Consider the following 26,747-nt stretch of genomic DNA (forward strand, 5'->3'; position numbering starts at 1 on the left):
GCGCCGCCCGGTCCCTGGTCAGCTCAGCGCGACGGCCATCCGCCGTACGGCCTCGGTGAGCAGCTCGGGTGAGGTCGCCAGGTTGAGCCGGACGTGACCGGCGCCGCCGGTGCCGAAGTCGGCTCCGGGGCTGAGAGCGACCCTGCCGCGTTCGAGAAAGACCGCGGCGGGGTCGTCACCGAGGCCGAGCGGGCGGCAGTCGAGCCAGGCGAGGTAGGTCCCGGCGGCGGGGTGGTAGCGGACCTGGGGGAGCCGCTCGGCCAGCAGGCGGGCGAGCAGCCGGCGGTTGTCGTCGAGGCCGCCGCGCACCGCGTCGAGCCAGTCGCCGCCGTCCCGCAGGGCGGCGGTGTGGGCGATGATGCCGACGTGGCTGGGGCCGTGGCCGACCTCTTCCGGGATGCGGGCCAGATCGTCGGCCGCGGCGGGTCCGGCGAGGGCGAGCGCGGCCTTGAGACCGGCCAGGTTCCACGCCTTGGACGCCGACATCAAAGACAGCCCGTCCTCCGCCCCGGGCACGCTCAGGTAGGGCACGAACCCAGCGTCAAGGGCCACCACCGGCGCGTGGATCTCGTCGGCGACGACCCGTACGCCATAGCGGCCCGCCAGCGCCGCGACGGCGGACAGTTCCCCGGCGCCGTGCACAGTGCCGGTGGGATTGTGCGGGCTGCACAGCAGGTACGCGGCCCGGCCGCCGTCCGCGACGGCGCGCCGGAACGCCCCCTCCAGCGAGGCGAAATCGATCCGCAGATCCGCACCCAGCGGCGCTTCCACCACGCGCCGGTCCATATGCGTCACGAACTGGTAGAACGGCGGATAGACAGGGCAGTTGACGACCACCGGGTCTCCCGGGCCAGTGAGCAGCTTGAGGACCTCGACGATGCCCAGCATCACATCGGGCACGATCGCCGTGCGCTCCACGGCGAGCCCGTCCCAGTGCCATCGCGCCCGCGCGAAGTCGGCCAGCGCTCGCGCGTACGCCGTTCCCGCCGGGTAGCCGGTGTCGCCGAGCGCGACCGCATCCGTGATCGCCGCCACGACCGGTCCGGGGAGCGGCACATCCATCTCCGCCACCCACAACGGCAGCACATCGGCAGGGTAGGTGCGCCACTTCATGCTCGTACGCCGCCGCAGATCGTCGAGGGAGAGCCGGCGCAACGGGTTGGGGTCGTCGGGGGTGGCACACGGCACGGGGTCCATGGAGCCAAAATAGGCACGTTGCCCGGCGAAGGGCAGAGGGGGAGCGGCCGTGGTCATCGGCCGGGGTGTGCGCGCCGGGTCCCGATTCCGCGCCCACCGGTCGGCGCCGGGCCGGGTGTCAGGTGGCGGTGAGCACCAGAGTGGCCTGGTCATCGGGGGTGGAGCGACCCGCGAAGGCGGTCACGGCGGCATGGACGGCCTCGATGAGGCCGGCCGCGCCGGAGGACGTAGCCAGGAGGAGGGCGTCGGCCAGACGGTGTTCGTCGAAGAACTCGCCGGTGGCGGAGCGGGCCTCGGTGATGCCGTCGGTGACCAGCACCAGGCTGTCCCCCGGGAAGAGATCGCGCCGGCAAGCGGTGCCGTCGAACTCCGGGTCGATCCCCAGGAGCAGGCCCGGATGGACGAGTTGTTCGACCGTGCCGTCGGAGCGGCGCACGAGCGGGGGCACATGGCCGGCCCGGATCAGCTCCAGTGCGAGGTGGGACGGGGTGTGCCGCAGTTCACCGTAGACGAGGGAGACGAAGTAGTCCTCGTGGAGCGCGCTCCCGGTCAGAGCGTCGTTGATGGCGGCCACCACGGCCGCCGGGTCGTGCAGCAGACGCGCGGCGGCGCGTGCGGTGTGGCGGACCATGCCGGTGGTGGTGGCGGCCAGTGCGCCGCGCCCGCAGACATCGCCGATCATGAACGCCCAGCGGTCGTCGGGGAGCGGGAAGACGTCATAGAAGTCGCCGCCGACCTCCAGCCCTTCCCCGGCGGGGTGGTAGGACGCCGCCAGATCGGCGCCGGGAATCCTGGGCAGCTCCGGAGGCAGCAGCCCAGCCTGCAGATCGCGGGCCAGCTGGACGCGGTCGCTGAACTGATGGGCGTTGTCGGCACTGGAAGCGGCCCGGCGGGCCAGCTCCTCGGCAAGCGCGATGGCATGGCCGTCCAGGGGCCGGTCGGTGGCCAGGAGGGTCAGTACCCCGAAGGTGCGGCCGAGGGTGGCCAGCGGGACGCAGACATATCCGGTGACGCCGGGCAGCACACGGCGGTCGGCGGCGGGCGAGGCGTCGGTGTGGTCCGTCTCGGTGGTGCCGGAGGCCAGGACCCGGGCCACCGCCCTGTCGGCCTGGTCGCGGAGTACGGGGGAGGCGAGGAGGCCCTCCTCGGCCGGGGTGGCGGCGGCCACGGCGATCCGCCGGGTCCGGCCGTCCTCCAGCACATGGACGCTGCACAGCGGCGCCAGGGTCGGTACGGTCAGCCGGGCCAAGCGCTGCAGACAGTCGAAGTAGTGCGGCTCGCGGGTGATGGCCGTGCTGGCCTCCAGCACGAAGGCCAGGTCCTCCCGGGCCTCCTTCTCCCGCTCCTGGGCGGCGCGGGACGTCTCCACGGCCTGGTGGCGCTCGATGGCCAGCGCGGCGATACGGGCGAACGCGGCGCTGAGGGCCACGTCCTTCTCCTCGGGAACCTTGGGGGCCCGGTGGTACATCGCAAAGGTGCCGAGCAGCCGGTTGTCCGCCCCCAGGATCGGGGTGGACCAGCACGCCGCGACCCCGGCCCGCGCCGCCAGCTCCTGGTAACCCTCCCACCGGTGATCGGTGGCGATATCGGTGACGATCACCGGCACGCGCAGATAGGCGGCTGTGCCGCACGAGCCCACGTCGGGACCGATGGCGATCCCGTCGATCGCCTCGTTGTAGAAGTCGGGCAGGCCAGGACCGGTGCCGTGCCGCAGATGCCGGCCGTCCGGATCGGCCAGCAGCACCGAGACGATCAATTCCGGCGACAACTCCTCGATCGCCCGGGCCATGCCGGTCAGGATGTCGTCCAGCGGGGCGTCGCGCGCGATCTGCTCCAGCAGGATGCGCTGTTCGGCCGCGAGGAGCTGGGCGTGGTGGTACACGGTGGTCTCCACCGCGATCACGGCCACCCCGTCAACCTCGCCCATCGGGTCCCGGCGGGGCTCGTAGGTGAAGTCGAAGAACCCCTCCCGCTCCGCCCCCGGTGCACCGAGCACCAGCCGTGCGCCGCGCGCACGGAACGCGGTGCCGGTGCGGTACACCGCATCGAGCCGGTCGAGGACGCCCTGCGGCACCAGCTCCGGAATCAGCTCGCCGATCGGCACGCCGGTATCCGTACGGTCGCCTCCGAACGCCTCGAAGAACGCCGGATTCGCCGCCTCCAGCAGATGGGACGGACCGCTCAGCGCAACAAAGATCACCGGAGCCTGATCGAACAGGTCCTCATACTCCCCGGTCCGCCGGGACGGGGATCTGGAATGAGTGGTGACCGCGCCGAGGCGATCCGGTTGTAGGGACATGACAGGCCGCCCTCTCTCGCACGCACCGACCGCGGCGCCCGTCCACTTCCACTCTGGCACACCACTCCATGGAGTCCAGGCCAGAGCCGGAAGGGTCACCGAGCGGATCCGCCCGGCGACGCGCTGAACGCTCCGTCCTTCCTTCGCCGCCGTGCACCCCCGGGCCCTGACGGGTCCGTTCGGCGTACCCGTTCCCCTTCCCGGGAGGGGGTCGCGCCCGACTTACCCCTTTTCTCCCCTAGGGTCCTGGTGGCCGGTAGCGCCGTCGGCACCGGCCACCGGCCCCGCCCGGCCGCACCGGCGCAGGCCGCGACCACCCGAGGAACCCTGTGATCGAGCTCGCCCCGGACCAACTCCCCCCGCTCACCCGCTGGTTCACCGCCGGATCGCCCGGGGCGGCAGCGCTTCCCGAACATGTCCTGGCATCCGGAACCGGCCGCTGGTGGGCCGACCGGGCCGCCGCTCCACGCGCCCTGGCCGTGGCCTGCGCGGACCATGTCCTGCTCCGCGGCGACCCGGAGGCCCTGGCCCGGGATGCCCTCGCCGTCTTCGGCGCGCACTATGTGCAGGCTCCTGCCCGCTTCCTGCCGGCTCTGGGCAGCGCCTTCGATCTGGTCGTGCCATGGGAGCGGATGCTGTATCTGCACCAGGTGCCCGTACCGGTGCCGCGCACCCCGGACGGCGTGACCGTGCGCCGGCTCGCCGCCGAGGACGCTCCGGCGCTGGCCGCTCTGACCCCGGACACGGCGTGGGTCCACGCCAGCTGGGGCGGCCCGGCCGGTCTCGCCGCCTCCGGGCTCGGCTGGGCGGCCTTCCGCGAGGAGGACGTCCTCGCCGTTGCCTGTACGTACTTCCACGGCACCCGCTACGAGGACATCGCCTGTTTCACCGTCCCCGAACACCGTCGTCAGCGCCTGGCCCTGGCCTGTGTGACCGCCCTGTGCCAGGACATCGCCACCCGCGGCCACAGCCCGAGCTGGACCTGCTCCCGCGACAACCGCCCCAGCCGGCTCCTCGCCTGGACCGCGGGATTCCGTCTGGAGCACGAGTATGTGCAGCACCTCACCGGAAAACCGGCCCACCAGGGGTCCGGGCTCCCCGCCTGACCGCCCGGCCACCGCCGTGGACTCCGGGGACACGACGCGCCACACCGCCGAGCACCACGGCGACACCCTCCGCACTACGTACGCTGACGTGGCCGTCTCGCCGATGGCCGGACGCTTTCGCGGTACGACAGGAGCACACGATGGCCGCCTCCGCCGGTTCTCCTCCCGGGGCCGCAGCACGGCATCGCTTGCGCGCATGGATGCTGGAGGGCCTGGCCGACATGGCCAAGCACCACCCGGGGCCGCACGCCGCGCCCGCGGCCCACCGCGGACAGCGGTGGTGGCGGGTGATGTGCCTGACGGGAGTGGACTACTTCTCGACGCTCGGCTATCAGCCGGGCATCGCCGCCCTGGCCGCGGGCGTGCTGTCGCCGATCGCCACCGTCGTCCTCGTCCTGGTGACGCTGGCCGGCGCGCTGCCGGTCTACCGGCGGGTGGCCAGGGAGAGTCCGCACGGCCAGGGCTCGATCGCCATGCTGGAGCGGCTGCTGTCCTTCTGGCAGGGCAAGCTGTTCGTGCTGACCCTGCTGGGGTTCGCCGCCACCGACTTCCTCATCACGATCACCCTGTCGGCAGCCGACGCCGCCACCCACCTGGTGGAGAACCCGCACCTCACCAGCGCCCTGCACGACAGCCAACTGGTCATCACGCTGATCCTGGTGGCGCTGCTCGGCGCGGTGTTCCTGAAGGGCTTCCTGGAGGCGATCGGGGTGGCGATCGTCCTGGTGGGCCTCTACCTGGGACTCAACGTGGTCGTGGTCGTGGCCGGACTGTGGCATCTGGTCGGCGCGGCGCATGTCGTCACCGACTGGTCCCATGCGCTGACCACCGAGCACGGCAGCGTCCTGGCGATGGTCGGCGTGGCCCTGCTGGTCTTCCCGAAGCTCGCGCTGGGCCTGTCCGGTTTCGAGACCGGAGTGGCCGTCATGCCCCATATCGAGGGCGACCCCGACGACACCGAGGAGCGCCCCACGGGGCGGATCCGGGGTGCGAAGAAGCTGCTCACCACCGCCGCCGTGATCATGAGCATCTTCCTCGTCATCACCAGCTTCATCACGACTCTGCTCATCCCTGCGCAGGCGTTCCAGCCCGGCGGGCCGGCCAACGGGCGCGCCCTGGCCTATCTGGCCCACGAGTACCTGGGCTCCGCCTTCGGCACCGTCTACGACGTCTCCACCATCGCCATCCTCTGGTTCGCCGGCGCCTCGGCCATGGCCGGCCTGCTCAATCTCATGCCCCAATACCTGCCGCGCTACGGAATGGCGCCCCACTGGGCGCGAGCGGTCCGCCCGATGGTGCTGGTCTTCACCCTGGTCGCCTTCCTCGTGACCTGGCTCTTCAACGCCGATGTGGACGCCCAGGGCGGCGCCTACGCCACCGGCGTCCTGGTCCTGATCAGCTCCGCCGCGATCGCGGTGACCATCACCGCCCGGCGTGCCCGCGAGCGCGGCTGGACGATCGGCTTCGCCGTGATCGCCGTGGTGTTCCTCTACACCACGGTGGCGAACGTCATCGAGCGCCCCGACGGGGTGAAGATCGGTGCCTGCTTCATCGCCGGCATCATTCTGCTGTCGTTCCTCTCCCGCCTCGCCCGTGCCTTCGAGCTGCGGGTGACCAGCGTCGTGCTCGACAAGACGGCCGAGCGGTTCATCCGCGACGCCGCCCACCGCAAGATCCGCTTCATCGCCAACGAGCCCGACCAGCGCGATCTGTCCGAGTACCGCGACAAGCTCCAGCAGATCCGCACCGACAACGATCTCCCGGTCGACGAAGACTTCATCTTCGTCGAGGTCACCGTCAGCGACCCGTCCGAATTCGAGAGCGAACTGCAGGTACGCGGGGAGGCGTTGCACGGCCGCTTCCGGGTGCTCGTCATGGACAGCTCCACCATCTCCAACGCGCTGGCCGCGCTGCTGCTGCACGTACGGGACGCCACCGGAGCGCGGCCGCACATCTACTTCGAGTGGACCGAGGGCAACCCCTTCGCCCAGTTCCTCCGCTTCTTCCTCTTCGGCCAGGGCGAAGTCGCCCCCGTCACCCGTGAGGTCCTGCGCGAGGCCGAACCCGACCGCGACCGCCGCCCCCGCGTCCACGTCGGCTGAGCGGTCACCGCCGCACCCGTCACCCCGGGGCTGCCTCTCGACCCTCCATGAGCTTCAAGACGGTCGGATGAGGTAGCCGGGGCCAGTGGCCCGAGTCAGAGGTTTTCCGGCAGTTCCCGGGAGTTGTCCGGGCCGACGCACGGACGGGTTCCCTGCTGCGGGCCCGGTCTTGGGAGCGCCAGGCATCTCACCGACGACTGGCGATCTGACGGAGAACCTCTGACTCAGGAACCTATGGCGCTTCTTCCGGATCAGCGCGCGGCCCAGCTGCGGATGGCTGCCGGATCACCGGTGCCGGCGCGCGGCGCGGCCCCGGAACTCACACGCGGTCGGCGGCGATCAGCAGGTACTGGAAGCTGCCGTTGCGGTAGGCGTTCAGAAAGGTCTCCTCGATGCCCGTCACCAGGTGATCGGCCTGCCGGCGCAGTTCCCAGTACGGCAGCGCGGCCTCCGTCAGATCCTGGACGTGTACGGGGACGAGCCTGTTGCGGGCCATGGCGCTGAAGTACGCCGAGCGGGGATGGATGTCACAGATGTAGTGGGCGTTGATGAGCGACACCTCGCGGGAGGCGCGCCCGTAGGCGTCGTTGTAGCAGCCGGTGATCGTGACATAACGTCCACCGCGCCGCAGCAGTCGTGCGTGCTCCGCGAACAGCAGGTCCAGTTCGACGTACATGGTCGACTCGTTGTTCCAGGACGCCGCGTACGCGCCGGGGGTGAATCCGGTGTCCAGCATGTTGCGGTGGTGGTACCGCACCTTGTCGTCGATGCCGCGTTTGCGGGCCTGCTCGTTGGCGAAGTCGGCCTGCTTGGCGGAGATCGTGGCCCCGTCGGTGTGACAGCCATGGCGCAGGTGCGCGACCACGCTGCCGCCGCCGCGTCCACACCCGGCGTCGAAGACGCGGTCGGTGGGGGAGAGGTCGCCGAGGTGGGAGGCGAGGAGTTCGGCCTGCGCGTGTTCCAGCCGGTGCAGTTCGCCGGTGACCCGTTCGCGGCGCCGGTCGGGGTCCTGCTCGTCCAGCACCGACCATTCGGCGTCCCCGATGCCGTAGTGGTGGTGGTAGAGGTCGTCGATCTTACCGAGTTCGAGGTTGACCGGATTTTCCTCGGCGTTCCAGTAGTCCGCGACGCGGGACTGGTACGTGGACTGGGTCGGCACCGGTGTGCGGGCGGTGTCGGCGTGAGCGATGGTCAACGGTGACTCCTTGCGATGGTGCGCGGGATCGGACTACCAGTAGTTGGGCAGCTGGTAGCGCTCGGTGTTGGTGGCGTGCCACTCGTGGTTGCCGGAGACCCAGTCGGCCAGGCCCCGGACGTACTTTTCGAGGAGGGGTGAGAGGGCGGACAGCGGGGCTGACTCCGTCTCGAACGCCTCCATGACCTGGTTGTGGATCTCGACGCTCTTCAGGTAGGCGGCCTTCAGACCGCGTTTGTCGTTGGCCGCCACCACTTGCGGCAGGTTCAGGTGGGTCGGGTCACTCGCCAGCTCCTTGGTGAAGGAGTACAGGTCGTTGACGATGGTCGTGGCGTTGCAGGCCAGGGCCGTGACCCGCTGGACCTCGGGGCGGGCGTAGAGCGCTTCGGGCAGTTCGTAGCCGTCCACGGCGTCGATGATGGACAGGCAGGGGCGGAAGTTGTTGAACTGCCGCATCACCAGGTACTCCCAGACATGCGGTACATGCCGCGTCTCCGCCCAGGAGGCCTCGGCGAGGTAGCCGAGGTGCAGCCGGGCGATGTCATGGACGAACCGGTCGGTCTGGCTGGGGGTGGCGAGGGCCGCGTAGTCCTTCAGGGCCCAGTGGTACGAGCGCAGGGGGCCGTCGGCCTGGACGCCGTGGCGCCACTCCTCCTCCAGTTCGGCGGTGCCGTGGAACGGGTCGAGGGCCGACTGGGCGATGATCAGCCGGCCGCCCAGGCCGCGCCGCGCGGCGCCACGGCCCTCGTCCTCCTCGCAGTAGCAGCTGTCGACGATGTTCTCGGCCAGCAGCAACTCGCCCGCGGCGGTGAGGCGTTCGAGGTCGGCCGCACCGGGATGCTGCAGGACGACGGCCCGGCCGACCTGGAACTGCGCGAAGTCGCCGGTCCACTGCGCGGGGAAGAGATCCAGCCGGCGGGCCCAGGCCTCCAGCCTGCGGTCGATCTCCTTGGCCTTTTCCGGGTCGGCGGGGGCGGCGGGCCGGTACCTCAGCCCGGGGACGGCTGTGCCGTGTCGGGTCGGAGGGACGAGGCTCGGCGGGCCGGGCAACGAAAACCCGGCGGCGGTGTTGGGGGGCGTGCTCATGGGTGCGTACTCCACCTGGTCAGTCGGCGTTCCGGCCGATCTGGACGTTCTCCAGGACTCCGGCTGCGTCGGGCACGAGGATGGCCAGCGAGTAATAGGCGGTGACGAGGTATTTGATGATGGCGGCCTGGTCGACGCCCATGAAGCGGACGTTCAGGCCGGGCTGGAACTCCTCGGGGATACCGGTCGGGTACAGGCCGACGACTCCCTGGTCCGCCTCGCCGGTACGCAGCGCGATGATGCTGCTGGTGTGCGCGTCGCTGACCGGGATCTTGCCGCACGGGAAAATCGGGACGCCGCGCCAGGCGGGGACCTCGTGCCCGTCGACGTTCGCCGTGCCCGGTACCAGACCGCGTTTGTTGCACTGCCGGAAGAAGGCGGCAATCGCCTTCGGGTGGGCCAGGAACAGCCGTGTCTTGCGGCGCATGGACAACAGCTCGTCCATGTCGTCGGGGGTGGGCGGGCCGGTGTAAGTACTGATGCGCTGGCCGTAGTCGGCGTTGTGCAGCAGGCCGAATTCCCGGTTGTTGACCAGCTCCCACTCCTGGCGCTCGCGGATCTCCTCGACGGTCAGCCGAAGTTGCTGCTGCGTCTGGTCCATGGGCTCGTTGTAGAGATCCGCGACCCGGCTGTGTACCCGGAGCACGGTCTGGGTCAGGGAGAGTTCGTACTCGCGCGGGGCGAGGTCGTAGTCGACGAAGCCGCCGGACAGTGCCGGCTCGCCCACGTGCCCCGCTTGTACGGGCACCTCCGCCTCTCCCCTGCGGTTCATGGGCCGCTGCTGCCGTTCCGCGTACGCCGCCAGATGTGCGGCCAGGGACGGCGCCCGGTCGGTGAACTCCTGGATCACGTCCCAGGGCAGCACCATCAGCACGCCCGCCGTTTCGGCCCGGACCGAGCTCAGCCACAGCGGGTCGGGCCGGCCGATCGCCTCGTCCCCCATCTGGTCGCCGTCCGTGACGACGCCGATGACCTCCTCCTCGCCGTACTTGCCGACCGTGTAGCGGGCGAACCGGCCGTGGACCACGAGGTACGCCTCGGTGGCGGGCTGCCCTGCCTCGAAGAGGACCTGGCCGGCCCGGATCTCCCGGACGCGGAAGCGGCCGGCGATCTCACGGAGGACCTCGATATCGTCGTAACCGCGCAGGACGGGCAGCTCGGTGAGCGTCTGGGGGATCACCTTGATGTCGTCCGCGCCGTTCTGCTCGAACTGGACACGGCCCCGGCCGACACGGAGTTGCAGACGCCGGTTGACCCGGTAGGTGCCGCCCTTGACGTCCACCCACGGCAGCATTTTCAGCAGCCATCGCGAGGTGATGGCCTGCATCTGGGGTTCGGACTTGGTGGTGGTCGCCAGTTGGCGCGCGGCTTGTGTGCTGAGGCTGGTGAGCGCACTGTCTGCGGGTGGTTCGAGAGCGGGCTCCTCGGTAGCGGAACCGGTGACATTGTCCGGTACGGACACATTCCCTCCCGGGACGTGAACAGAAGTGAGTAAAACGGCCGGTGGTGAACAAAGTGGCCGTGCGCAGCGACAAGCCAAACAGACCGGAGAACACGTCGGTACAGCGTGAAAGGGGGCGTCCTCGCAGTCAGGAGGCACAAACCCCGGAACGAGGCACCTGGATCTCGTTCGTGCCTCCGCACGCCCTCCGGCCGCCACATGATCCAGGAATACCGGCGTCGGGACCGCTACCCGCAGCCCTCATCTGCAGCGGGTTCGCATGACGATCCGAACAGCACACCGTGCCTGCCCGACGGTCATGGCCGCGGCCGGACCAGGACACAATCGCCGCAGGTGGCTCCCGCGGCGTCCGGAGCGGCGCGGTAGATCAAACAGCAACTCCGGCGCCGGAAGCGCCCGTTGCGGACGTCCAGGGTGTAGGCGTCCCGGAGCTGTGGCCGGCGCAGGAACAGCAGGGCCGCTGCGCGTGCGGGGCGCGCCAGGGCCGGTGCAGCGGACACGATGCCCGCGGCCGCACCGTTCACGGCCGATGCCACATTGCCCCACAGAATGCGCCGGGACACCGAATAGGCCGCGACGGCGTCCACCAGATCGCCGATCGGGCCGTCCAGCATGTCCCCTACGGCACCGGCTCCGGCACCGGCGACGGAGCCCGTGCCGCTCGTGGCGGCTGCGGCCACCGTCTCTCGCGGCAGCGACAGGGGGAACGCGCCGCCGAGGCCGGAGTGCCATCCCAGTTCGTCCAGGATGGGCGGCCGCGACGGCAGGCCGTGCAGAGCGGCCAGGCCGAGCATCGGCGAGATGATCCGCGCCACCAGCCCCAGATGCGCCACCGACGCGGCCACGCGGAGCTCCACGGCCTCGGCCGGTCTGCCGCTGCCGGCGGCAAGGGCGGCACGCACCGCGGTGACACGCTCCCGCAGGACGCCGCTCTCCGCCCGTGCCACCTCGCTCAACGTCCGCCAGGGGGAGGGGAGTTCCGACCCCGCGGCATGCATCTCGAAGGCGAAGAACGGCCCGAGGGACGCGACTTGTTCCTGCAGCGCGGCGGTGGGTTCCGTCATGGCGTACCTGTCTGGTGTGGGTGAGGCGGAGCGGGAGGGGGAGCCGGATGCTCGGCGCCTGGGTGTTGCCGGGCCGGCGCGGCATCGAGGCGGAGCGCAGCCCTTCACTTCCGCTGCCGGTAGAGGTCGGTCAGCAGCGCGACGGCGGCGTGGGTCGCCGGATGCGGGTCATGGCGTCGCCAGATGAGATGGACCGCTATGGGCGTGGCGTCGCGCAGTCGCCGGAAGACGATCCCGTCGCGCCGGTACTGGTTGACGGTGCTCTCGGGCGTGATGCCGACACTGCGGCCGGTGGCGATCAGCGTGAGCCAGTCATCGATGTCCTGGGTGTGTTCGACGACGGGGCGGGCCGATTCGGGCCACAGGTCGGCGGTGGTGGTGCCGGTGCGCCGGTCGATGAGGAGAGTGCGTTCGCGGATGTCGGCCAGGGCGATGGAACGGCGTTTGGCCCAGGGGTCGTCGGCGGCCATGGCGCAGTAGCGGCGCTCATGGCCGACGACGGCGCTGGCGAAGCGCGCGTCATCGAAGGCGGTGCGGACCACGGCGAGGTCGCACAGGCCCTCCGCCAGGCCGCCGGTCGCGGAGTTGGTGCGGACCAGATGCAGTTCGACGTCCGGGTAGCGGGCGGCCCAGCGGCGCTGGTACTCGGCGGTGTGCCGGCCCATGGCCGACCATGCATGGCCGATGCGCAGCCGGGTGTGGCCGGTGGTGGCCTCGCGGATGAGGTTGTCGGCCTCGGCGAGCACCTTCCGGGCGCGTGCCAGCACCTGGACACCGGCGGTGGTGGGGATGACGCTCCTGCTCGTGCGGTGCAACAGCCGCACCCCCAGGGCGTCTTCGAGCGAACCGAGGGTGCGGGACACCGCCGCTTGGGAGATGCCGAGATCGAGGGCGGCGTCGGTGAAGCCACCGGCGTCGACGATCGCCACCAGACAGCGCAGATGTCGCAGTTCCATGTGCAGATCCATAACCACAGCGCATTGATGAGTACGTGCATGCATTTTACGTATGGATGTCTCCGGGCGGATGCTGCGGTGCATGAGAAGGAGCACTCAGGGCTGGTCGCACCCCGGGGCCGCACGTGGGGGACCGGCGGCGCGTCACGCGGGCCGGGCTGCGGGGGTCGCGATGATGTTCGGCAGCGGCCTCTCCAACCAGACCGGTGCCGCCACCGGAGCACTGGCGTTTCCGGTGATCGGCCCGGCGGGCGTGGTGGCCGTCCGGCAGTGGGTGGCCGGGCTCGTCCTGCTGGCCGTGGGCCGGCCACGGCTGCGCTCCTTCACCTGGCGGCAGTGGTGGCCGGTGCTGTGTCTGGCGGCGGTGTTCGCCACGATGAACCTGTCCCTCTACACGGCGATCGACCGCATCGGCCTGGGCCTGGCGGTGACTCTGGAGTTCCTCGGGCCGCTGGCCGTGGCCCTGGCCGCCTCCCGCCGCCTGGCGGATCTGCTGTGCGCCCTGGTCGCCGGGGCGGCGGTCGTCCTGCTGACCCGCCCGCAGCCGAGCACCGACTACACGGGCATCGCGCTGGGCCTGCTCGCTGCCGTGTGCTGGGCGTCCTACATCGTGCTCAACCGCCTCGTCGGCGTCCGTCTGCCGGGCACCGAGGGCTCGGCCGCGGCTGCCGGTGTCTCCGCCGTGCTGTACATACCCGTCGGGATCACCGTGCTCGCCCACCACCCGCCGACCGCGAGCGCCCTGGGATATGCGGCGACCGCCGGAATCCTCTCCTCGGCCGTCCCGCTCCTCGCCGACCTGCTCGCCCTGCGCCGGGTCCCCGCCCGCTTCTTCGGGATCTTCATGAGCGTCAACCCGGTCCTCGCGGCGCTGGTCGGCCTCGTCGTCCTGGACCAGACCCTGCAAGCGATCGACTGGCTGGCCATCACGGTCATCGTGGCGGCCAACACCGTCAGCATCCTGGCCGCAGGCTCCCGCCCCACGGCCCCGCCCGCCGGCCGCGGCACGGCACTCCCGGTCGCGGTGGCCGACTCCACGGTGGTGGCCGGCTCCACCGTGGTGGCCGGCTCCACCGTGGCGCACGGCCGGCAGACCGGACCGATGCCGCGCTGTGACGCCTGCTGAGCGCCCCACCCGTACGGCACCCGCCCCCTCTCCGCCTCTCCACACGGTCACGTATCAGCGCAGCTCACAGGCGCCGAGAGCAGCTCGCCGGCGGGAGGAGCGGAGCTTCGCGCGGCTCGTGGCCATGACGGAGCGGAGCGCGGGCCGACGCGACGGGAAACCTCCGCCGACTGGCTCTAACCTGGAGGGATGGGCGGTGACTTGCTCACACTGTTCCTCTGCGGCGATGTCATGCTCGGCCGTGGCGTCGACCAGATCCTTCCGCACCCCGGGGACCCGGCGCTGCGGGAGGGCTACGTCCGGGACGCCCGCGCCTATATCGAGCTGGCGGAGGCCGCGAACGGCCCCATTCCCGCGCCGGTCGACTACTCCTGGCCCTGGGGGGACGCCCTGCTGGTGCTCGATGAGGCCGCCCCCGCCGCCCGGGTGCTCAATCTGGAGACCAGCATCACGGGGAGCGCCGGATTCGCACGCGACAAGGAGATCCACTACCGGATGCACCCGGCGAACCTTCCGTGCCTGACCGCCGCCCGCCCCGACGTGTGCGTACTGGCCAACAATCACGTCCTGGACTTCGGCCGCCAAGGACTGACCGACACCCTCGACGCTCTGGCGGGGGCCGGGCTGCGGACGGCAGGGGCGGGCGCGGACGCCGACGCGGCGGGCCGGCCGGCGACCGTCCCCCTCGACGGTGGCCGCCGGATCCTCGTCTTCTCCCTCGGGATGCCGTCCAGCGGCATCCCCCGCTCATGGGCCGCGACCCGGGACCGCGCCGGGGTCGGCTTCGTGGCCAGGCCCTCGTCCGCCGCCGCAACCGTGCTCGCCGACCGGGTACGACAGCTGAAGCGGCCGGGCGATATCGCGCTGGTCTCCGTCCACTGGGGTGCCAACTGGGGCTACCACGTATCCCGTGACGAGGCCGCCTTCGCGCACGCGCTTCTCGACGGCGGCGTGGATGTCGTCCACGGGCACTCCTCGCACCACCCCCGCGCCCTGGAGGCGTACCGGGGAAAGCTCGTGATCCACGGGTGCGGCGACTTCATCGATGACTACGAGGGCATCACCGGCTACGAGCGGTACCGGGACGACCTGCGGCTGCTCTGCCTCGTCTCACTGGACCCGGACACCGGCGCACTCCACGAGGTGCGGATCACCCCGCTGCAGGCCCGGCGGATGCGGCTGCGGCACGCCTCGCAGCCGGACACCCGGTGGTTGCGTGCGGTCCTGGACCGGATCAGCTCCGGCTTCCGCCCCTGCGTCACCTCCGCCCCGGAGGGCACCCTCACTCTTCGTCCCGCATAGGGGCGGCCGCGGCTCCGCCGGCCGTCCACGGCCGTACGGCACGACCGCCGGGGAGCCGGGCGGCCGCACACGCGGCGCGCCCGGGGGACCGGCGTCTCTCAGGGCAGCAGAGTGTCGAGGAAGGTGTTGGAGAACACCCGTGCCGGATCGTAGGAGTTCAGGGTGTCCCGGGCCGTGCGCCAGTCCTCGAACGCGGCCGGGACGGTGCCGCCCACGGCGGCGGGGTCCGTCCACGGCCCGCCGTCCGTATAGGCCCAGCCCTTGGACCACTCGGGACGTACGGACGCATACGAACCGGTGTAGGTCTGCCAGATCCACTGCTCCAGCTCGCGGAAGAAGGGCCCCGCGCCGGGCGTACCCGGATAGGTGGCGAAGTCGAGCCACACCACGGTGTCCCACTCGGGATGGTCGGCACGGGCCCGCGCCGGGGACAGCAGGGGACCGTCCAGGGGGTCCGTACCGGTGATACGCAGCTCTATCGGGCCGTTGACCGGATAGGAGCCCCGGCTCTGATGGGCCGTCAGCGCGCTCTGGTAGCGGGCGTAGAAGTCCCCCACCACCCGCTGCACATTCGCCCGGGACGTCAGTACCGCCCACCCCGCTTCGACGATCCGCAGCGTCGTCGGTTCGACGTACAGCAGGCTGTTCTTCGACCAGCCCCAGACATCCCAGGTACCGGTCACGATCAGCCCGGATCCGACGATGGACATGGCGAGCTTGGTGAAGGCGGGCGTCTTGTCGCCCCCGCCCGAGGCGATCTCCCCGAGCAGCCCCGACATCTCCTCGGTGACACGGTTGGCGAAGCTGTAGGCGTACGGGACGTCGAGCTGCTTGCTGAGCAGCGGCTTGGCCGGCGCCAGGCTCCACACCTTCAGCCACGGCACATCGGTGAACGGGAACCAGATCGCTTCGATGCGTCCGGTGCGGTCCAGGTAGGAGCTGATCGTGCGGCCGCCCGTGCCGGGCGGACCGAAGACGGTGCCCACGTTCACATCGAACCAATTCTGGCAGCGCAGCCGGGTGTTGGCCGCCGCGGTCATCGTCACCTCGGTGAGGAACGCGCGGCCCAGATGGACGAGGAACGCGCGGATGTCCGGGTCGGAGCGGGTGAAGGTCTTGAGCACATAGCGGCCCTCGGCCGCGCTCCACACCACGGCGGTGAGGGAGGTGACCAGGGAACTCAGGGTGCCGAAGCCGGAGCCCGCGGGCGGGCGCTCGGTGGCGGTGGGCAGACCCGTGCCGTGGCCGCCGATGGCGAGCACCCCGCCGAGGGTGAGGTCGCCGGGCGCGGTGGTGGTGGCGAGGCCGAGCCCCGCCTCCTCCAGGCGGGCCAGGATGGTGTCGAGAGTCGCGCCCGTCTGCGCGGTGACACTTCCAGGGCCGCCGCCGCGCACGCTGACCGCGGTGAGGTGGGAGGTTGTGTCCACGATGACCGTACGGTTGGTGTCGGCCCCGGCGGGGACCACCAGCGGCGACCAGGTGTGGCCCTTGCCCCGGGCCCGTAGCCGGTAGCCGTGCTCATGAGCCCAGTTGGCGAGGGTGACCACATCGTCGGGGGTACGGGCCGAGGCCGTCCAGACGCCCTCGACGATGATCTCCAACGACCAGTTGCGGAAGGCCTGTTGGGCCAGCGGGATGCCCGCGGGAAAGCCGGGCGGAGGGGTGAGGGTGGCCGCCGCGCTGCCCGCGGCGATGCGATGAGCGGGCTGCAGTCCGGCTGCCGCGGCGAGTCCCGCGGCAGCGGCCCCGGTCAGCAGCGTGCGGCGGGTGAAGGAAGCTCTTCGAGCGCTGTCGTCGGACATGGCTGTCCTTCCGGCACGCGGCGCGCCGGCCCCGCTGCACCGCGCACGGATCGTAGGGGTGAAACCGTACGAGCGCCCCGGTGCGGTGGGGGTGTGCCGGAAGGGTAAGGTGACGGCCCATCAGTTGCAATGGTCGTTGTCAGGAAATACCGCTCCCCGGCGGGCCGAAGGGGATCGGCCCGCCGGGGACATCGGTGGATCGGACGCGGATCTACCAGCGGTACCAGCGGCCGCGCCGGCCGCCGGCGCCGGCCGACCGCATCAGGAAGCCGAGCAGCCAGAACGCCAGCACGACCACCGCGACGATCCACAGTGCCTTCAGCGCGAATCCGGCGCCGAAGAGAAGCAACGCGAGAAGCAGAACCAGAAGCAGCGGAACCATATCGCTGCACCTCCGTATCGGTAGGACGGGAGAGCGCGCATGGAAGAAACCATGGCGCTGATGACGAATGCGGGACCCACGACCCCGACCCGCCCGGCTCCGGCCGGGCGTGGACTGTGTGCTTGATCCTTGGCGGCGGTCCGGACGGTGGTCGGCCGCTCCGCGCGGACCTGGGAATCGCGCCGCGGATGACCGCGGGGGAGCGACGGAAAATCCGGTGTGCTCTACGGCCCTGTCATGCCGTCTTGCCGCTCAACCGGCGCTGAAACGTGGGCGAGATACGTGCTGCCCGGGCGGCCGGTGAAGGCGTGCGGCCGAGCCGCTCATGTGACGTCGTTGCGCGGCAGCAGGGAACCCAGCGGACCGAGATCGAGATTGAGGTCGTCCATCGTGAGCCCGTATCGCTCACAGAGTTCCGCCATCCGGTCCTGGAGAACCATGAGGGTCATACCGACGCGCTCTTCCTGCTCCTCGCTGAGGTCGCCGTGGTCGACGCGGTGCAACGCGGTGCGCTCCATGACCTGTCGCAAGAGCTCCACGATCGTCAGTACCAAGCGGATGAGATCGCGTTCGACCGTCTCCGGGTCGGTCTTCAGCCGTTGGGCGACACTGCTGTCCTGCCCCCGCCGAGGTTCGTCGGCCCCGGTCGGCGCCAGGTCGAATGCCCGGGCCGCCGCCTGGGCCACCTCCGCGAAGGCGGGGCCCGCGGGGGCGGCCGGACCCTCTGATGCGGCTGTCATGGCGTATCCCTCGTCCATGGGGAATGTCTCCTCGGGGAAGGGGCGGGAACGGAAAGGACATACCGGGGACCGGTGTTGATGCGGTCCGGCACCGGGCTTTCACCACGGTGCCGGGCTGTCGGGCGTGATCGAGCGGATCACCGCACGCAGATTGATATGGACCAGGTCCACGTCGGCGATCGACAGCACCACGTCTCCGGTAAGGACCGCGCCGCCGTTCAGGAGCCGGTCCAGGAGATCGATCAGCGCTATCTGCCGCCCGGCGAGAGATTCCTCCTCGGAGCGGTCCGTCAGGTGGGAGGAATCCGCGAAGGGAGCCTGAGGGACCTCGTCACCGCTCACCCGCTCCGGCTTTCCGCGGGCGGCGTCGCGAAGGAGTACGGGGCCCATGGGCCCGTGATCTCGACGCGTACGCCGGGGACGCCCTCGGCCGGACCCGAGACCGCCCGGTGGAATTCCCGGATGCGGTCCGTGGGGACCAGATAGGCCTCGTTGGCGATGTTCTCGCCCGCACCGGACGCCAGTTCACCTTGCTGCGGCCGGTGCACGACCCTGTCCCGCGCCATGCCGGCCGCCCGGCCCCGCACCTCGTCGGCGACGGCTCCTGCCGCGCGGTAGGCCTCACGATGCGTACGCCGTTGGGCGCGGCGCTGCTGCAAGTAGGCCCGGCCGGGGCTGACCGGGGACGAAGCGGGGTCCGGACCGTCGCGCGGGGGAGACTCGGCCCCGGCCCCGGCCCCGGCCCCGGCCGCTGCGCGCGCGTCCGCGTACACCTTCACCCCCACTTCGGCATGGCCTTCGAGCAGGGAGAGCAACTCCTCGAACTCGGCGCAGCGCCCGTCCAGCATCGACCGCACCCGGGCGTCGTCCAGATACACCGTGGCCAGCCGCATGGGCAGCACCGTCGTGCCGGCAGCGGCGGCCTCGACGACCGCGTGGTGCGTACGCGCGAGCTCCTCCAGCGCCGACAGGTCCGCCAGCTGCGCCTTCATGCCCTCCTCGCTGAATGCGCGGGCCGGGACGGAGGAGACGAGCGCGGTCAGCCGGTCTGCGGTGACCGTCCGCAGGGGGCCGTCCCGCAGTCCGGTGAGCTCAGGGACCGCCGCTTCGAGGGCGGCGCCGGCGCGGCCGATGGCGTAGACGTAGGAGATACCGGGGTGGCCGGGCGGCTCCTGCCGCTCCGTGGACCGAGGGAGGGGTTCCCGCGGCGACCCGGCGGTCTCCTCGGTTCCTGGTGTGGGGCGGCGGTTCACTGCTCCTCCTCGCGGTCTGTCCGAGGTCCGTCGGAGCCCCTGGGGGAGCCGACGGCCGCCCGAAGCTCGGCGAGTTCGGCGCGCAGCTGCTGGTTCTCCTCGGCCAGCGGGTCCCGGCCGGCGGCCGGTGGGTGCCCGGCGGGGACTTGCTGCGGCGGACGGGCGCGGGACGACAGGGAGGGGTCGTGCTCCCACCAGTCGATGCCCATCTCCTTGGCCTTGTCGACTGAGGCGACGAGCAGCCGGAGCTTGATGGTCAGCAGCTCGATATCGAGCAGATTGATCTGGATGTCGCCCGCGATCACGACGCCCTTGTCGAGGACGCGTTCCAGGATGTCGGCCAGGTTGGCGGAAGCCCCCTGCCCGCCGTACGGGGACGGCCCGGAGGAAGGCCCCATACGGCCGGCCAGTGAATCGGACATGATCAGCCTCGTCTGTGCGGTCGGGACGGGTCAGCGGGCAACGGCGGTACGGCGCCTCCGGCGGGGTGCCGGCTCGTCCTCGCCGTACGGGTCCCGTTCATCCGGCAGGTCGTCGTCCTCGTCGACGGGCTCCGTGCGGTCGTCGTCGTCCTCGTCGGCAGGCTCCACGGACTCGTCGTCTTCACCTTCCGCGTCCGCTGCGAGGCCGTCCTGATCGTCCTCGTCCTCGACGTCCTCGTCGTCGAGGACCTCGTCTTCGGCCTCCGCAGCCTCGTCGGCGTTGTCCTCTTCGGGGCGCACGTCGTCGTCGAAGCCGGGCTCGCCGTCCGCCCCGTCCTCCCGTTCTTCCTCCTCCGCGACGGCGTCGGCGTGCTCCACGACGACCTCGCCGTTCTGGATCTCACCCCGCCAGCCCTCGGTGGCCTCGCCGCGCAGCATGATGAATTTGCGGTAGAGCTTGAGGTCCAGCCGGGCCCGGCGGCCCTGGGCGCGCCAGATGTTGCCCGTCTTCTCGAACAGCCCCTTGGGGAAGTACTCAAGAACCAGCAGTACCCGCGTCAGGGTGTCGGTGATGCGGTGGAAGGTCACCACACCCTTGACCGTGCCCTTCGCGCCCTCGGTGGTCCAGCTGATGCGCTCGTCGGGCACCTGCTCGGTGACATGGGCCCGCCAGCTGCGCGTGGACTTGGCGACCTTCACCTTCCAGTTGCTGCTGGTGTCACCGGAGGTCTCGACACTGACGACGCCCTTGGCGAACGTGCTGAACTCCTGGAACTGAGTCCACTGGTCGTACGCCTCGCGTACGGGAACCCCCACGTCGATGTCCTCGACGATCGTCACGCTCTTGGACTTGCCGCCGCCGCCCTTGCGGCCCCCGCTGAACAGGCCCTTCACCTTGTCCTTGACGGTGTCCTTCAGGTGGGAGGCGCCGGCGGCCAGCGCCGCCCGCTGTGGCGACTTGCCCTCACCGAGAGCCTTGCCGCCCTTCGCCAGACTGCCTGCCAGGGCACCGGCGCCCGCTCCGGGTTCGGCGAGTTTGCCGACGCTCTCGCCCAGCTTGTGGCCGAGGTTGGTGACCGCATGTTCCGCGCGGGCCTGGAGGTAGTGCTGCAGCTCTTCCTTGAGCTGGTCGGCCGCCGGGCTCCTGGTCACCTCGTCCTTGATCTTGCTGAATGTGGACTCAGCCATTGCGGCCCCCACGGTCGGCCACCGTGCGCGCCGCGCCGGAAGCCTTGCCACGGGCCGCGGAGGCGGTCTTCCGCCCCGGGGCGGTGGAGGTACGTCCGCGGGAGGACGTGGTCGCCTTGCCCGATGTCCCGGATGCGCTCGACGCCGAGCGTCGCGCCTTGGAGGACCGGTCGGCGGTGGCCGGTTTCTTGGCCGGCGCCGCCTTCTCGGCCGGCTTCGCGGACGGCTGCGAGGCCGACTGCGAGGGCGACTTGGCGGCTGTCTTACGGCGCGGTGCCGGCTTCTCGTTCCCGGCGTCCGCGGCGTCCTGCGTGTCCGCGGCGTCGTCGACGTCCTCCGCCTCGCCTGGTGGCTCGTCCTCGGGGTCCGGGTCGTGGTCGTCCACCGTGCGCCCGGCACCGTCCGTCCCGCCCGTGTCGAGGGCCAGGGTCCGCTCGTGCAGGGAGTCGGCGAGGCCGGACATCCGTTGGGTGAGCGCGGCGCCGGCCGCCGACTTCGTGGCGTCCACGAGCTCGTTGCGTACCTGGTCGTTGAGAGGGCCGAGGACCGGCGAGTTGGCCACCAGCGTGCCCAGTTGCCTCGGGTCCAGGTTCAGTTTCTTGCCGGCCAGGAACATGCCCAGGCCGATGGCCATCTTGGCTTTCTTCGTGCGCCCCAGTAGATAGCCCCCTACGAGGGCCACACCTATTTTGGCGTTGCACATCATCTCTCGTACACCTCGTTCTCCCCGTGATCAGGAATCGGTACGTAGCCTTTGCTGGTGGGTCTCAAGCCACTCCAGCCGGTCCAAGAGCTCGTCCTCGCGGGAGTCGAACTCGTCGCTCCCGATGCTGCCGTCCAGCAACTGCTGCTCCAGCGCGGCCAGTTCCTCGCGGACCGGCTCCGGGTCGTAGTACTCGCGTTCCGCGGTGAGCAGCACTTGGTCCAGGACCCAGGCCGTGCCCCGCAACGGGGCGATCGGCAGCGTCAGGATCTGTGTGATGAGTCCCATGACGGACCTCCGCTCGCGCGTCAGACGAAGCTGTACGGCGGCAACGGGCCGTGCAGACTGAAGGTGTAGGTGTCACCGCGCTGCCCGGCTTCCTCATGGACCGCCTCGGAGAACACCGCGGCCTTCTCCCGCTCGACGAGGAACGACACGCTGAGGAAGTGGTGCTTCGTCGGTTCGACGTCAGCGGTGCGCACCGCAGCCGGAGCGAGCCGGGCCACGATGGCCGTACGGGCGTGGTCCTGGCGGGCCTGGACCTCCTGCGAGATCAGCTCGCCCAGGGCCATCTTGACGTCGTAGGCGCCCGGGTTCTGCCGGGTGCGGTCGTTGAGCTGCCGTACCTCGGGGGACTCCCGCACGATCTCCCGCAGCAGATCGTCCTCGTCGCGTGCGACCTTGAGGTGGTACTCGCGGCAGCCGTCGACCTCTTCGAGGCGCCGGGTGTAGGTGTCGCGGTGTTCCTCCAGGGCGGAAACCACCTGTGCGTCGTCGGGGCCGACCAGTCCGAAGCGCATCGGAAGGGCGGCACCGTCGGCGAGCAGACGCTCCTGCACGCCCTGGTGGGCCACCACATCACGGCGCTTGGCCCGTAGCCCGGCCGGCGCGTCGCTGACCACCGCGCACAGGTCCTTCGTCCTGACGGTGCGCAGCTGCGCCGCGGGGTCACCGACACCCGTGACGCCGGACAGCTGCAAGGGGTGGTCGGCACCGGTGATGGCGTAGAGGTAGGTCGCCATGGTTCAGTCCTCCCGCCGACGGGCCGTGCGACGGCTGCTGGAGCCGGAGGTCTTACGCGCCGGCCGCTCTTCCGCCGCCGGCTCCTCCTCGGATCCCTCCTGGCCCTTGTGCAGCGAATCGGTGAATGCCTCAACGGCGCCTGTCAGTGCGCCCTTCGACTTTCCTTTGGCGCCGCTCTCGGTTGCCTCGCCGACCAGATCGGTGAGCTGACTCGGCGCCTTGCGACCCGATTCCAGGTCCAGACGGTTGCACGCCTCGGCGAAGCGCAGATAGGTGTCCACGCTCGCGACGACGACGCGTACGTCAATTTTGAGAATTTCGATGCCGACGAGGGAGACCCGCACAAAGGCATCGATGACCAGCCCCCGGTCGAGAATCAGCTCAAGAACATCGTAAAGATTTCCCGAACCACTTCCGCTGGTCGCTGCGTTGGATTGCTGAATGGCCGTCACGGTCGATCGTCCCTTCCAGTTGACTGGAGCGGGTCATGGGGCCGTGTCATGTCATGGCTGGGCCGAGCGTGGTCCGCATCATCTGTCGATCTGGCCGCGTCCATATCGGCGCGTTCGCTCGTAGCCCGTAATCCGGCCCTGTCCATCGAGGTAAACGCGGTAGGAAGCCATCACGCTCGCGGTGTCCGGGACCCTTTCGATCTCCACCACTTCCACATCCGCCAGCCAACCGTCATCGGTGGCCTTGAGCGCCGACACCGAGCCGGGCTCGCACTGCAGCATCTGGGCAAGTTGCCCGGAGGCGTGCCGCATTGCGGTGGGGGCGGCGATCCGCTCCGGTCCGCCGTTGCCTGCTTTCTTCTGTTCCGTGTTTTCCTCGGTCGCCATGATCCCGCCTGTCGTGCGTCGTAGGGTTTCTGTCGAAGTACGGTGGATGTCTGTTGGCGATAGAGGACCGCGTGCCCCCGGGACTCGAACGTATGCGTCGTCGCACGCAAGGGGCAGCATTCCGCCTTATGGAAGACGTGCTCCGTCGATCAACTCGCCGCTCACTCCACGGCTCCCGACGGCAACCGGTACGGCTCGCCGGTATCCGATCCGGTTCCTGGTTTGCGCTGACGTCGCTCGCCGCCTCCGGCCTGTGAGGGAGAAGGGGAGCAGAGGGCAGACGGTAAGGGCAATTCCGTTTCCCCGGAACGGAATTCAGGGGCGCATTTACTCAGGAAGGACCGTGCGCCGGGCCAAGGGATCGGATCCGCCGATGTCAGAAACGGAATCCGGCATGCAGCGGCGTCACGAGACCGAGGTCATCTCGTGACGCCGCAGAGCTTCGGGTCATGCCGTGGACCGGGCCGCGATGATGCGCGGTGGTCCTCAGGGCCGGGCGGGCGATTCGCCGGCGACGGCCACCTGCGCGGGGCGCAACAGACGGTCGCCGACCCGGTACCCCTGGCGCAGGACCGCGGTGCAGGTGGTGTGTTCCAGCCGGTCGTCGGGGGTGTAGGTGACGGCCTCATGGATCAGCGGGTCGAAGGGGGCGCCCGCCGTACCGAAGGACTGGAGACCCAGCGCCCCCAGTTCGGTGTGCAGAACCCGGGCGATGCGCTGGAAACCACCGGTCACCTCGCCCTGCTTCCTGGCCTCGGCGAGGGCGTCGAGCACGGGCAGCAGCCCGCTCAGCACATTGGCCACGGCGATCTCGCGGACCGCCAGACGGTCGCGCTGGACCCGCTTGCGGTAGTTGTCGTACTCGGCTTTCAGCCGCTGCAGATCGGCCGTACGCTCCCGCAGCTCGGCGCGCAGCGCCGCTTCCTGTGGCCCCGGCCGCCCGGCGGTCCGGTCATGACGGGATGGCCGGTCGGCGTCCCGGCCGTCACCGTACGGCGTCCCCGCCTCGTCCTGTGCGGTCTGCTCCTCCCCCTGGGTAACACGGGGCGGGACCGGTCCGGGGTGTGCCTCCTGCCCGTGTCCGACGAGGGCCGGCGGCGGCTGCGGGAGGCCACGGACGTGGGTCGGACGGTTCATCGTGCGCCTCCCTCCTGCTTGTCGTCATCGACGATCTCCGCATCGACGACATCGTCCTGGTCGCCGCCGGCCGCGCCCGATCCGCCCTCGCCGGAGCCATCGGCCGCCTCGGATCCCTGGGCCTGAGCCTGCGACTGCGCGTCGGCGTACATGGCCTGGCCCAGCTTCTGTGAGACGGTCGCGAGCTTCTCGGTGGCGGTACGGAGCTCCGCGGTGTGGTCGCCGTCGGCGGAGTCGGCCTTGAGCTTCTCCTTGACCTCGCCGATCGCGGTCTCGACCTCGGTCTTGACCTCACCGGGGACCTTGTCCTCGTTGTCCTTGAGGAACTTCTCGGTCTGGTAGACGAGCTGCTCGGCCTGGTTGCGGGTCTCCGCGGTCTCACGCCTGCGGCGGTCCTCCTCTGCGTGGTGCTCGGCGTCACGGACCATCTGGTCGATGTCGTCCTTCGGCAGCGAGGAGCCGCCGGTGACGGTCATCTTCTGCTCCTTGCCCGTGCCCAGGTCCTTGGCCGTGACGTGCATGATGCCGTTGGCGTCGATGTCGAAGGAGACCTCGATCTGCGGGACGCCTCGCGGGGCCGGCGGCAGACCGGTCAGCTGGAACATGCCGAGCTTCTTGTTGTACGCCGCGATCTCGCGCTCGCCCTGGAAGACCTGGATCTGCACGGAGGGCTGGTTGTCCTCGGCCGTCGTGAAGATCTCGGAGCGCTTGGTCGGGATCGTGGTGTTGCGCTCGAGCAGCTTGGTCATGATGCCGCCCTTGGTCTCGATGCCCAGGGACAGCGGGGTGACGTCCAGCAGGAGGACGTCCTTGACCTCACCCTTGAGGACACCGGCCTGGAGGGCGGCGCCGACGGCGACGACCTCGTCCGGGTTGACGCCCTTGTGCGGATCCTTGCCGGTCAGCTCCTTGACCAGCTCGGTCACCGCCGGCATGCGGGTCGAGCCGCCGACCAGGATCACATGATTGACGTCGGAGATCTTGATCCCGGCGTCCTTCACCGCATTGTGGAACGGGGTCTTGCACCGTTCGAGAAGGTCGGCGGTGAGCTGCTCGAACTGCGAGCGGGTGAGCTTCTCGTCCAGGTGCAGCGGCCCCTCGGCCGACGCGCTCAGATACGGCAGATTGATCGTGGTCTCGGTCGCCGCGGACAGTTCGATCTTGGCTTTCTCGGCGGCTTCCCGTAGCCGCTGGGTGGCCATCTTGTCCCGGGACAGGTCGATGCCGTAGGCGTTCTTGAACTGCTTGGTGAGGTGGTCAACGACCCGCTGATCCCAGTCGTCGCCGCCCAGGTGGGTGTCGCCGTTGGTGGCCTTCACCTCGACGACGCCGTCGCCGATCTCCAGGAGCGAGACGTCGAAGGTGCCGCCACCGAGGTCGAAGACCAGGATCGTCTGGTCATTCTCCTTGTCGAGGCCGTAGGCCAGTGCCGCGGCGGTCGGCTCGTTGACGATCCGCAGCACCTTCAGCCCCGCGATCTCACCGGCCTCCTTGGTCGCGGTGCGCTGGGCGTCATTGAAGTACGCCGGAACGGTGACGACCGCATCCGTCACGTCCTCGCCCAGGTATTCCTCGGCATCGCGCTTGAGCTTCTGCAGCACCCGCGCGGAGATCTCCTGCGCGGTGTACTGCTTGCCGTCGATGTCGCCGCTGTCCGGGAAACGCCACTGCGCCTCGCCCATGTGGCGCTTGACCGACCGCGCGGTGCGGTCGATGTTGGTCACGGCCTGCCGCTTGGCGACCTCGCCCACCAGCACATCGCCGCCCTTGGAGAACCCGACCACCGACGGGGTGGTCCGGGCGCCCTCGGCGTTGGTGATGACCGTGGGCTCACCGGCCTCCAGCACACTGACCACCGAGTTCGTCGTACCAAGGTCAATACCCACTGCACGTGCCATGGTCTTCTCCTCGTCTTGCGGCCGACTCCCGGAGCGGCACCGCCCGGCACCGGGACCCGACGCCCGCAGGCCCCTGGCGGAGCCGGGAACCGAACGCCCGGGTGGCCCCGCGGCTCGCCCGTAGGCCCTCTCACCTGCTGATATAGCGGGCGAGCCGACCGCCTCGTCTGTATAAAACGTGCATAAAACGCACCGACACATCTGTCAAGATATTCCCATTCAAGACATATACACCGTATGCGCCAACCGCTGTCACGCTCCCGCTGACCGCCGCAGTCGGGTGGCCCTTGTGGCGGCGAGGCGGGCAGGCCGGTGGCTCCGGAGGCGAGGATTGTCATGGGCATGTAATGACGCGCGGTCAGGGTGGCGCCGGTTTCCTCGCCGCCGGGCCGATGCGCCCCGGGGGAGTGAGTCGATGCGGGAGCCGATGCGCCCCGGGCGGAGCGAGCCGATGCGGCAGTGGCA

Annotated in this window: 25 protein-coding genes; 4 read left to right on the forward strand and 21 right to left on the reverse strand. The window is 70.3% G+C overall.

Features of this window, described 5'->3' with window-relative positions; translation table 11 throughout:
- Window positions 1-18: 18 nt before the first annotated feature.
- Complete coding sequence (locus ACGFWI_RS04715; RefSeq protein ID WP_393904454.1) at window positions 19-1,197, reverse strand: MalY/PatB family protein; 1,179 nt, start codon at window positions 1,195-1,197, stop codon at window positions 19-21.
- Window positions 1,198-1,315: 118 nt separating this feature from the next.
- Window positions 1,316-3,496, reverse strand: coding sequence for a SpoIIE family protein phosphatase (locus ACGFWI_RS04720; RefSeq protein WP_393904455.1), 2,181 nt, complete (start codon window positions 3,494-3,496; stop codon window positions 1,316-1,318).
- Between the two features lie 329 nt (window positions 3,497-3,825).
- On the opposite strand from ACGFWI_RS04720, the gene ACGFWI_RS04725 reads away from it, so the two are divergent.
- A complete protein-coding gene (locus tag ACGFWI_RS04725) occupies window positions 3,826-4,602 on the forward strand; it encodes a GNAT family N-acetyltransferase (RefSeq protein WP_393904456.1) in 777 nt (258 codons plus the stop codon).
- Between the two features lie 140 nt (window positions 4,603-4,742).
- Window positions 4,743-6,704 carry an amino acid transporter gene (locus tag ACGFWI_RS04730; RefSeq protein WP_393904457.1) on the forward strand — a complete coding sequence of 654 codons (1,962 nt, stop codon included), beginning with the start codon at window positions 4,743-4,745 and terminating at the stop codon, window positions 6,702-6,704.
- A 319-nt stretch (window positions 6,705-7,023) separates the two neighbouring features.
- On the opposite strand, the gene ACGFWI_RS04735 is transcribed toward ACGFWI_RS04730, so the two are convergent.
- The 5 genes from ACGFWI_RS04735 to ACGFWI_RS04755 all read right to left on the reverse strand — a co-directional run bounded on the left by ACGFWI_RS04735 (window position 7,024) and on the right by ACGFWI_RS04755 (window position 12,467).
- The gene (locus ACGFWI_RS04735; RefSeq protein WP_393904458.1) at window positions 7,024-7,899 is read right to left on the reverse strand and encodes a geranyl diphosphate 2-C-methyltransferase; all 876 of its coding nucleotides are present in this window, start codon (window positions 7,897-7,899) and stop codon (window positions 7,024-7,026) included.
- 33 nt (window positions 7,900-7,932) lie between these two features.
- A complete protein-coding gene (locus ACGFWI_RS04740) occupies window positions 7,933-8,985 on the reverse strand; it encodes a family 2 encapsulin nanocompartment cargo protein terpene cyclase (RefSeq protein WP_393904459.1) in 1,053 nt (350 codons plus the stop codon).
- Between the two features lie 19 nt (window positions 8,986-9,004).
- Window positions 9,005-10,447 (reverse strand): family 2B encapsulin nanocompartment shell protein, encoded by a 1,443-nt coding sequence (locus tag ACGFWI_RS04745; protein WP_393904460.1) that lies wholly within the window; start codon window positions 10,445-10,447, stop codon window positions 9,005-9,007.
- A gap of 296 nt (window positions 10,448-10,743) precedes the next feature.
- The gene (locus ACGFWI_RS04750; protein WP_393904461.1) at window positions 10,744-11,511 is read right to left on the reverse strand and encodes a (2Fe-2S)-binding protein; all 768 of its coding nucleotides are present in this window, start codon (window positions 11,509-11,511) and stop codon (window positions 10,744-10,746) included.
- 104 nt (window positions 11,512-11,615) lie between these two features.
- Complete coding sequence (locus ACGFWI_RS04755; RefSeq protein ID WP_393904462.1) at window positions 11,616-12,467, reverse strand: LysR family transcriptional regulator; 852 nt, start codon at window positions 12,465-12,467, stop codon at window positions 11,616-11,618.
- A gap of 82 nt (window positions 12,468-12,549) precedes the next feature.
- On the opposite strand from ACGFWI_RS04755, the gene ACGFWI_RS04760 reads away from it, so the two are divergent.
- Window positions 12,550-13,593: a DMT family transporter gene (locus ACGFWI_RS04760; RefSeq protein WP_393904463.1), complete on the forward strand. Its 1,044-nt coding sequence runs from the start codon at window positions 12,550-12,552 to the stop codon at window positions 13,591-13,593.
- A gap of 189 nt (window positions 13,594-13,782) precedes the next feature.
- Complete coding sequence (locus ACGFWI_RS04765; protein WP_393904464.1) at window positions 13,783-14,895, forward strand: CapA family protein; 1,113 nt, start codon at window positions 13,783-13,785, stop codon at window positions 14,893-14,895.
- Between the two features lie 98 nt (window positions 14,896-14,993).
- On the opposite strand, the gene ACGFWI_RS04770 is transcribed toward ACGFWI_RS04765, so the two are convergent.
- The 14 genes from ACGFWI_RS04770 to dnaK all read right to left on the reverse strand — a co-directional run bounded on the left by ACGFWI_RS04770 (window position 14,994) and on the right by dnaK (window position 26,282).
- Complete coding sequence (locus tag ACGFWI_RS04770; RefSeq protein ID WP_393904465.1) at window positions 14,994-16,697, reverse strand: cholesterol oxidase substrate-binding domain-containing protein; 1,704 nt, start codon at window positions 16,695-16,697, stop codon at window positions 14,994-14,996.
- A gap of 211 nt (window positions 16,698-16,908) precedes the next feature.
- Complete coding sequence (locus ACGFWI_RS04775; RefSeq protein ID WP_086717956.1) at window positions 16,909-17,079, reverse strand: hydrophobic protein; 171 nt, start codon at window positions 17,077-17,079, stop codon at window positions 16,909-16,911.
- Between the two features lie 323 nt (window positions 17,080-17,402).
- Window positions 17,403-17,819, reverse strand: a complete 417-nt coding sequence (locus ACGFWI_RS04780; protein ID WP_393904466.1) for a gas vesicle protein K — start codon at window positions 17,817-17,819, stop codon at window positions 17,403-17,405.
- 99 nt (window positions 17,820-17,918) lie between these two features.
- Complete coding sequence (locus ACGFWI_RS04785) at window positions 17,919-18,113, reverse strand: gas vesicle protein (protein ID WP_393904654.1); 195 nt, start codon at window positions 18,111-18,113, stop codon at window positions 17,919-17,921.
- A gap of 44 nt (window positions 18,114-18,157) precedes the next feature.
- Window positions 18,158-19,072, reverse strand: a complete 915-nt coding sequence (locus tag ACGFWI_RS04790; RefSeq protein ID WP_393904467.1) for a GvpL/GvpF family gas vesicle protein — start codon at window positions 19,070-19,072, stop codon at window positions 18,158-18,160.
- Window positions 19,069-19,494, reverse strand: a complete 426-nt coding sequence (locus ACGFWI_RS04795) for a gas vesicle protein (protein WP_393904468.1) — start codon at window positions 19,492-19,494, stop codon at window positions 19,069-19,071. Before ACGFWI_RS04795 ends, ACGFWI_RS04790 begins: the two co-directional genes overlap by 4 nt.
- Before the next feature lie 30 nt (window positions 19,495-19,524).
- A complete protein-coding gene (locus ACGFWI_RS04800; protein ID WP_393904469.1) occupies window positions 19,525-20,682 on the reverse strand; it encodes an SRPBCC family protein in 1,158 nt (385 codons plus the stop codon).
- On the reverse strand, window positions 20,675-21,388 hold the full coding sequence (locus tag ACGFWI_RS04805) for a hypothetical protein (RefSeq protein ID WP_393904470.1): 714 nt from the start codon (window positions 21,386-21,388) through the stop codon (window positions 20,675-20,677). Before ACGFWI_RS04805 ends, ACGFWI_RS04800 begins: the two co-directional genes overlap by 8 nt.
- A gap of 27 nt (window positions 21,389-21,415) precedes the next feature.
- A complete protein-coding gene (locus ACGFWI_RS04810) occupies window positions 21,416-21,673 on the reverse strand; it encodes a gas vesicle protein GvpG (RefSeq protein ID WP_393904471.1) in 258 nt (85 codons plus the stop codon).
- A gap of 20 nt (window positions 21,674-21,693) precedes the next feature.
- Window positions 21,694-22,407 (reverse strand): GvpL/GvpF family gas vesicle protein, encoded by a 714-nt coding sequence (locus tag ACGFWI_RS04815; protein WP_393904472.1) that lies wholly within the window; start codon window positions 22,405-22,407, stop codon window positions 21,694-21,696.
- Window positions 22,408-22,410: 3 nt separating this feature from the next.
- Window positions 22,411-22,860 carry a gas vesicle structural protein GvpA gene (locus ACGFWI_RS04820; RefSeq protein WP_393904473.1) on the reverse strand — a complete coding sequence of 150 codons (450 nt, stop codon included), beginning with the start codon at window positions 22,858-22,860 and terminating at the stop codon, window positions 22,411-22,413.
- 78 nt (window positions 22,861-22,938) lie between these two features.
- Window positions 22,939-23,247, reverse strand: coding sequence for a gas vesicle protein (locus ACGFWI_RS04825; RefSeq protein ID WP_393904474.1), 309 nt, complete (start codon window positions 23,245-23,247; stop codon window positions 22,939-22,941).
- Window positions 23,248-23,733: 486 nt separating this feature from the next.
- Window positions 23,734-24,384: a nucleotide exchange factor GrpE gene (gene grpE, locus ACGFWI_RS04830; RefSeq protein ID WP_393904475.1), complete on the reverse strand. Its 651-nt coding sequence runs from the start codon at window positions 24,382-24,384 to the stop codon at window positions 23,734-23,736.
- Window positions 24,381-26,282, reverse strand: a complete 1,902-nt coding sequence (dnaK, locus tag ACGFWI_RS04835; RefSeq protein WP_393904476.1) for a molecular chaperone DnaK — start codon at window positions 26,280-26,282, stop codon at window positions 24,381-24,383. Before dnaK ends, grpE begins: the two co-directional genes overlap by 4 nt.
- Window positions 26,283-26,747: the final 465 nt, after the last annotated feature.

The organism is Streptomyces sp. NPDC048434 (genome assembly GCF_043200375.1).
In the GTDB taxonomy this organism is placed as follows: domain Bacteria; phylum Actinomycetota; class Actinomycetes; order Streptomycetales; family Streptomycetaceae; genus Streptomyces.

Bases quoted from the DNA above. Each gene is read 5' to 3' on its own strand.
- ACGFWI_RS04765 (WP_393904464.1), top strand. From the start codon at position 13,783: ATGGGCGGTGACTTGCTCACACTGTTCCTCTGCGGCGATGTCATGCTC.
- ACGFWI_RS04815 (WP_393904472.1), bottom strand. From the start codon at position 22,407: ATGGCGACCTACCTCTACGCCATCACCGGTGCCGACCACCCCTTGCAG.
- ACGFWI_RS04750 (WP_393904461.1), bottom strand. From the start codon at position 11,511: ATGACGGAACCCACCGCCGCGCTGCAGGAACAAGTCGCGTCCCTCGGG.
- ACGFWI_RS04780 (WP_393904466.1), bottom strand. From the start codon at position 17,819: ATGACAGCCGCATCAGAGGGTCCGGCCGCCCCCGCGGGCCCCGCCTTC.
- ACGFWI_RS04755 (WP_393904462.1), bottom strand. From the start codon at position 12,467: ATGGAACTGCGACATCTGCGCTGTCTGGTGGCGATCGTCGACGCCGGT.
- ACGFWI_RS04825 (WP_393904474.1), bottom strand. From the start codon at position 23,247: ATGGCGACCGAGGAAAACACGGAACAGAAGAAAGCAGGCAACGGCGGA.
- grpE (WP_393904475.1), bottom strand. From the start codon at position 24,384: ATGAACCGTCCGACCCACGTCCGTGGCCTCCCGCAGCCGCCGCCGGCC.
- ACGFWI_RS04805 (WP_393904470.1), bottom strand. From the start codon at position 21,388: ATGATGTGCAACGCCAAAATAGGTGTGGCCCTCGTAGGGGGCTATCTA.
- ACGFWI_RS04810 (WP_393904471.1), bottom strand. From the start codon at position 21,673: ATGGGACTCATCACACAGATCCTGACGCTGCCGATCGCCCCGTTGCGG.
- ACGFWI_RS04770 (WP_393904465.1), bottom strand. From the start codon at position 16,697: ATGTCCGACGACAGCGCTCGAAGAGCTTCCTTCACCCGCCGCACGCTG.
- ACGFWI_RS04740 (WP_393904459.1), bottom strand. From the start codon at position 8,985: ATGAGCACGCCCCCCAACACCGCCGCCGGGTTTTCGTTGCCCGGCCCG.
- ACGFWI_RS04720 (WP_393904455.1), bottom strand. From the start codon at position 3,496: ATGTCCCTACAACCGGATCGCCTCGGCGCGGTCACCACTCATTCCAGA.
- ACGFWI_RS04800 (WP_393904469.1), bottom strand. From the start codon at position 20,682: ATGGCTGAGTCCACATTCAGCAAGATCAAGGACGAGGTGACCAGGAGC.
- ACGFWI_RS04760 (WP_393904463.1), top strand. From the start codon at position 12,550: ATGAGAAGGAGCACTCAGGGCTGGTCGCACCCCGGGGCCGCACGTGGG.
- ACGFWI_RS04795 (WP_393904468.1), bottom strand. From the start codon at position 19,494: ATGTCCGATTCACTGGCCGGCCGTATGGGGCCTTCCTCCGGGCCGTCC.
- ACGFWI_RS04715 (WP_393904454.1), bottom strand. From the start codon at position 1,197: ATGGACCCCGTGCCGTGTGCCACCCCCGACGACCCCAACCCGTTGCGC.
- dnaK (WP_393904476.1), bottom strand. From the start codon at position 26,282: ATGGCACGTGCAGTGGGTATTGACCTTGGTACGACGAACTCGGTGGTC.
- ACGFWI_RS04775 (WP_086717956.1), bottom strand. From the start codon at position 17,079: ATGGTTCCGCTGCTTCTGGTTCTGCTTCTCGCGTTGCTTCTCTTCGGC.
- ACGFWI_RS04730 (WP_393904457.1), top strand. From the start codon at position 4,743: ATGGCCGCCTCCGCCGGTTCTCCTCCCGGGGCCGCAGCACGGCATCGC.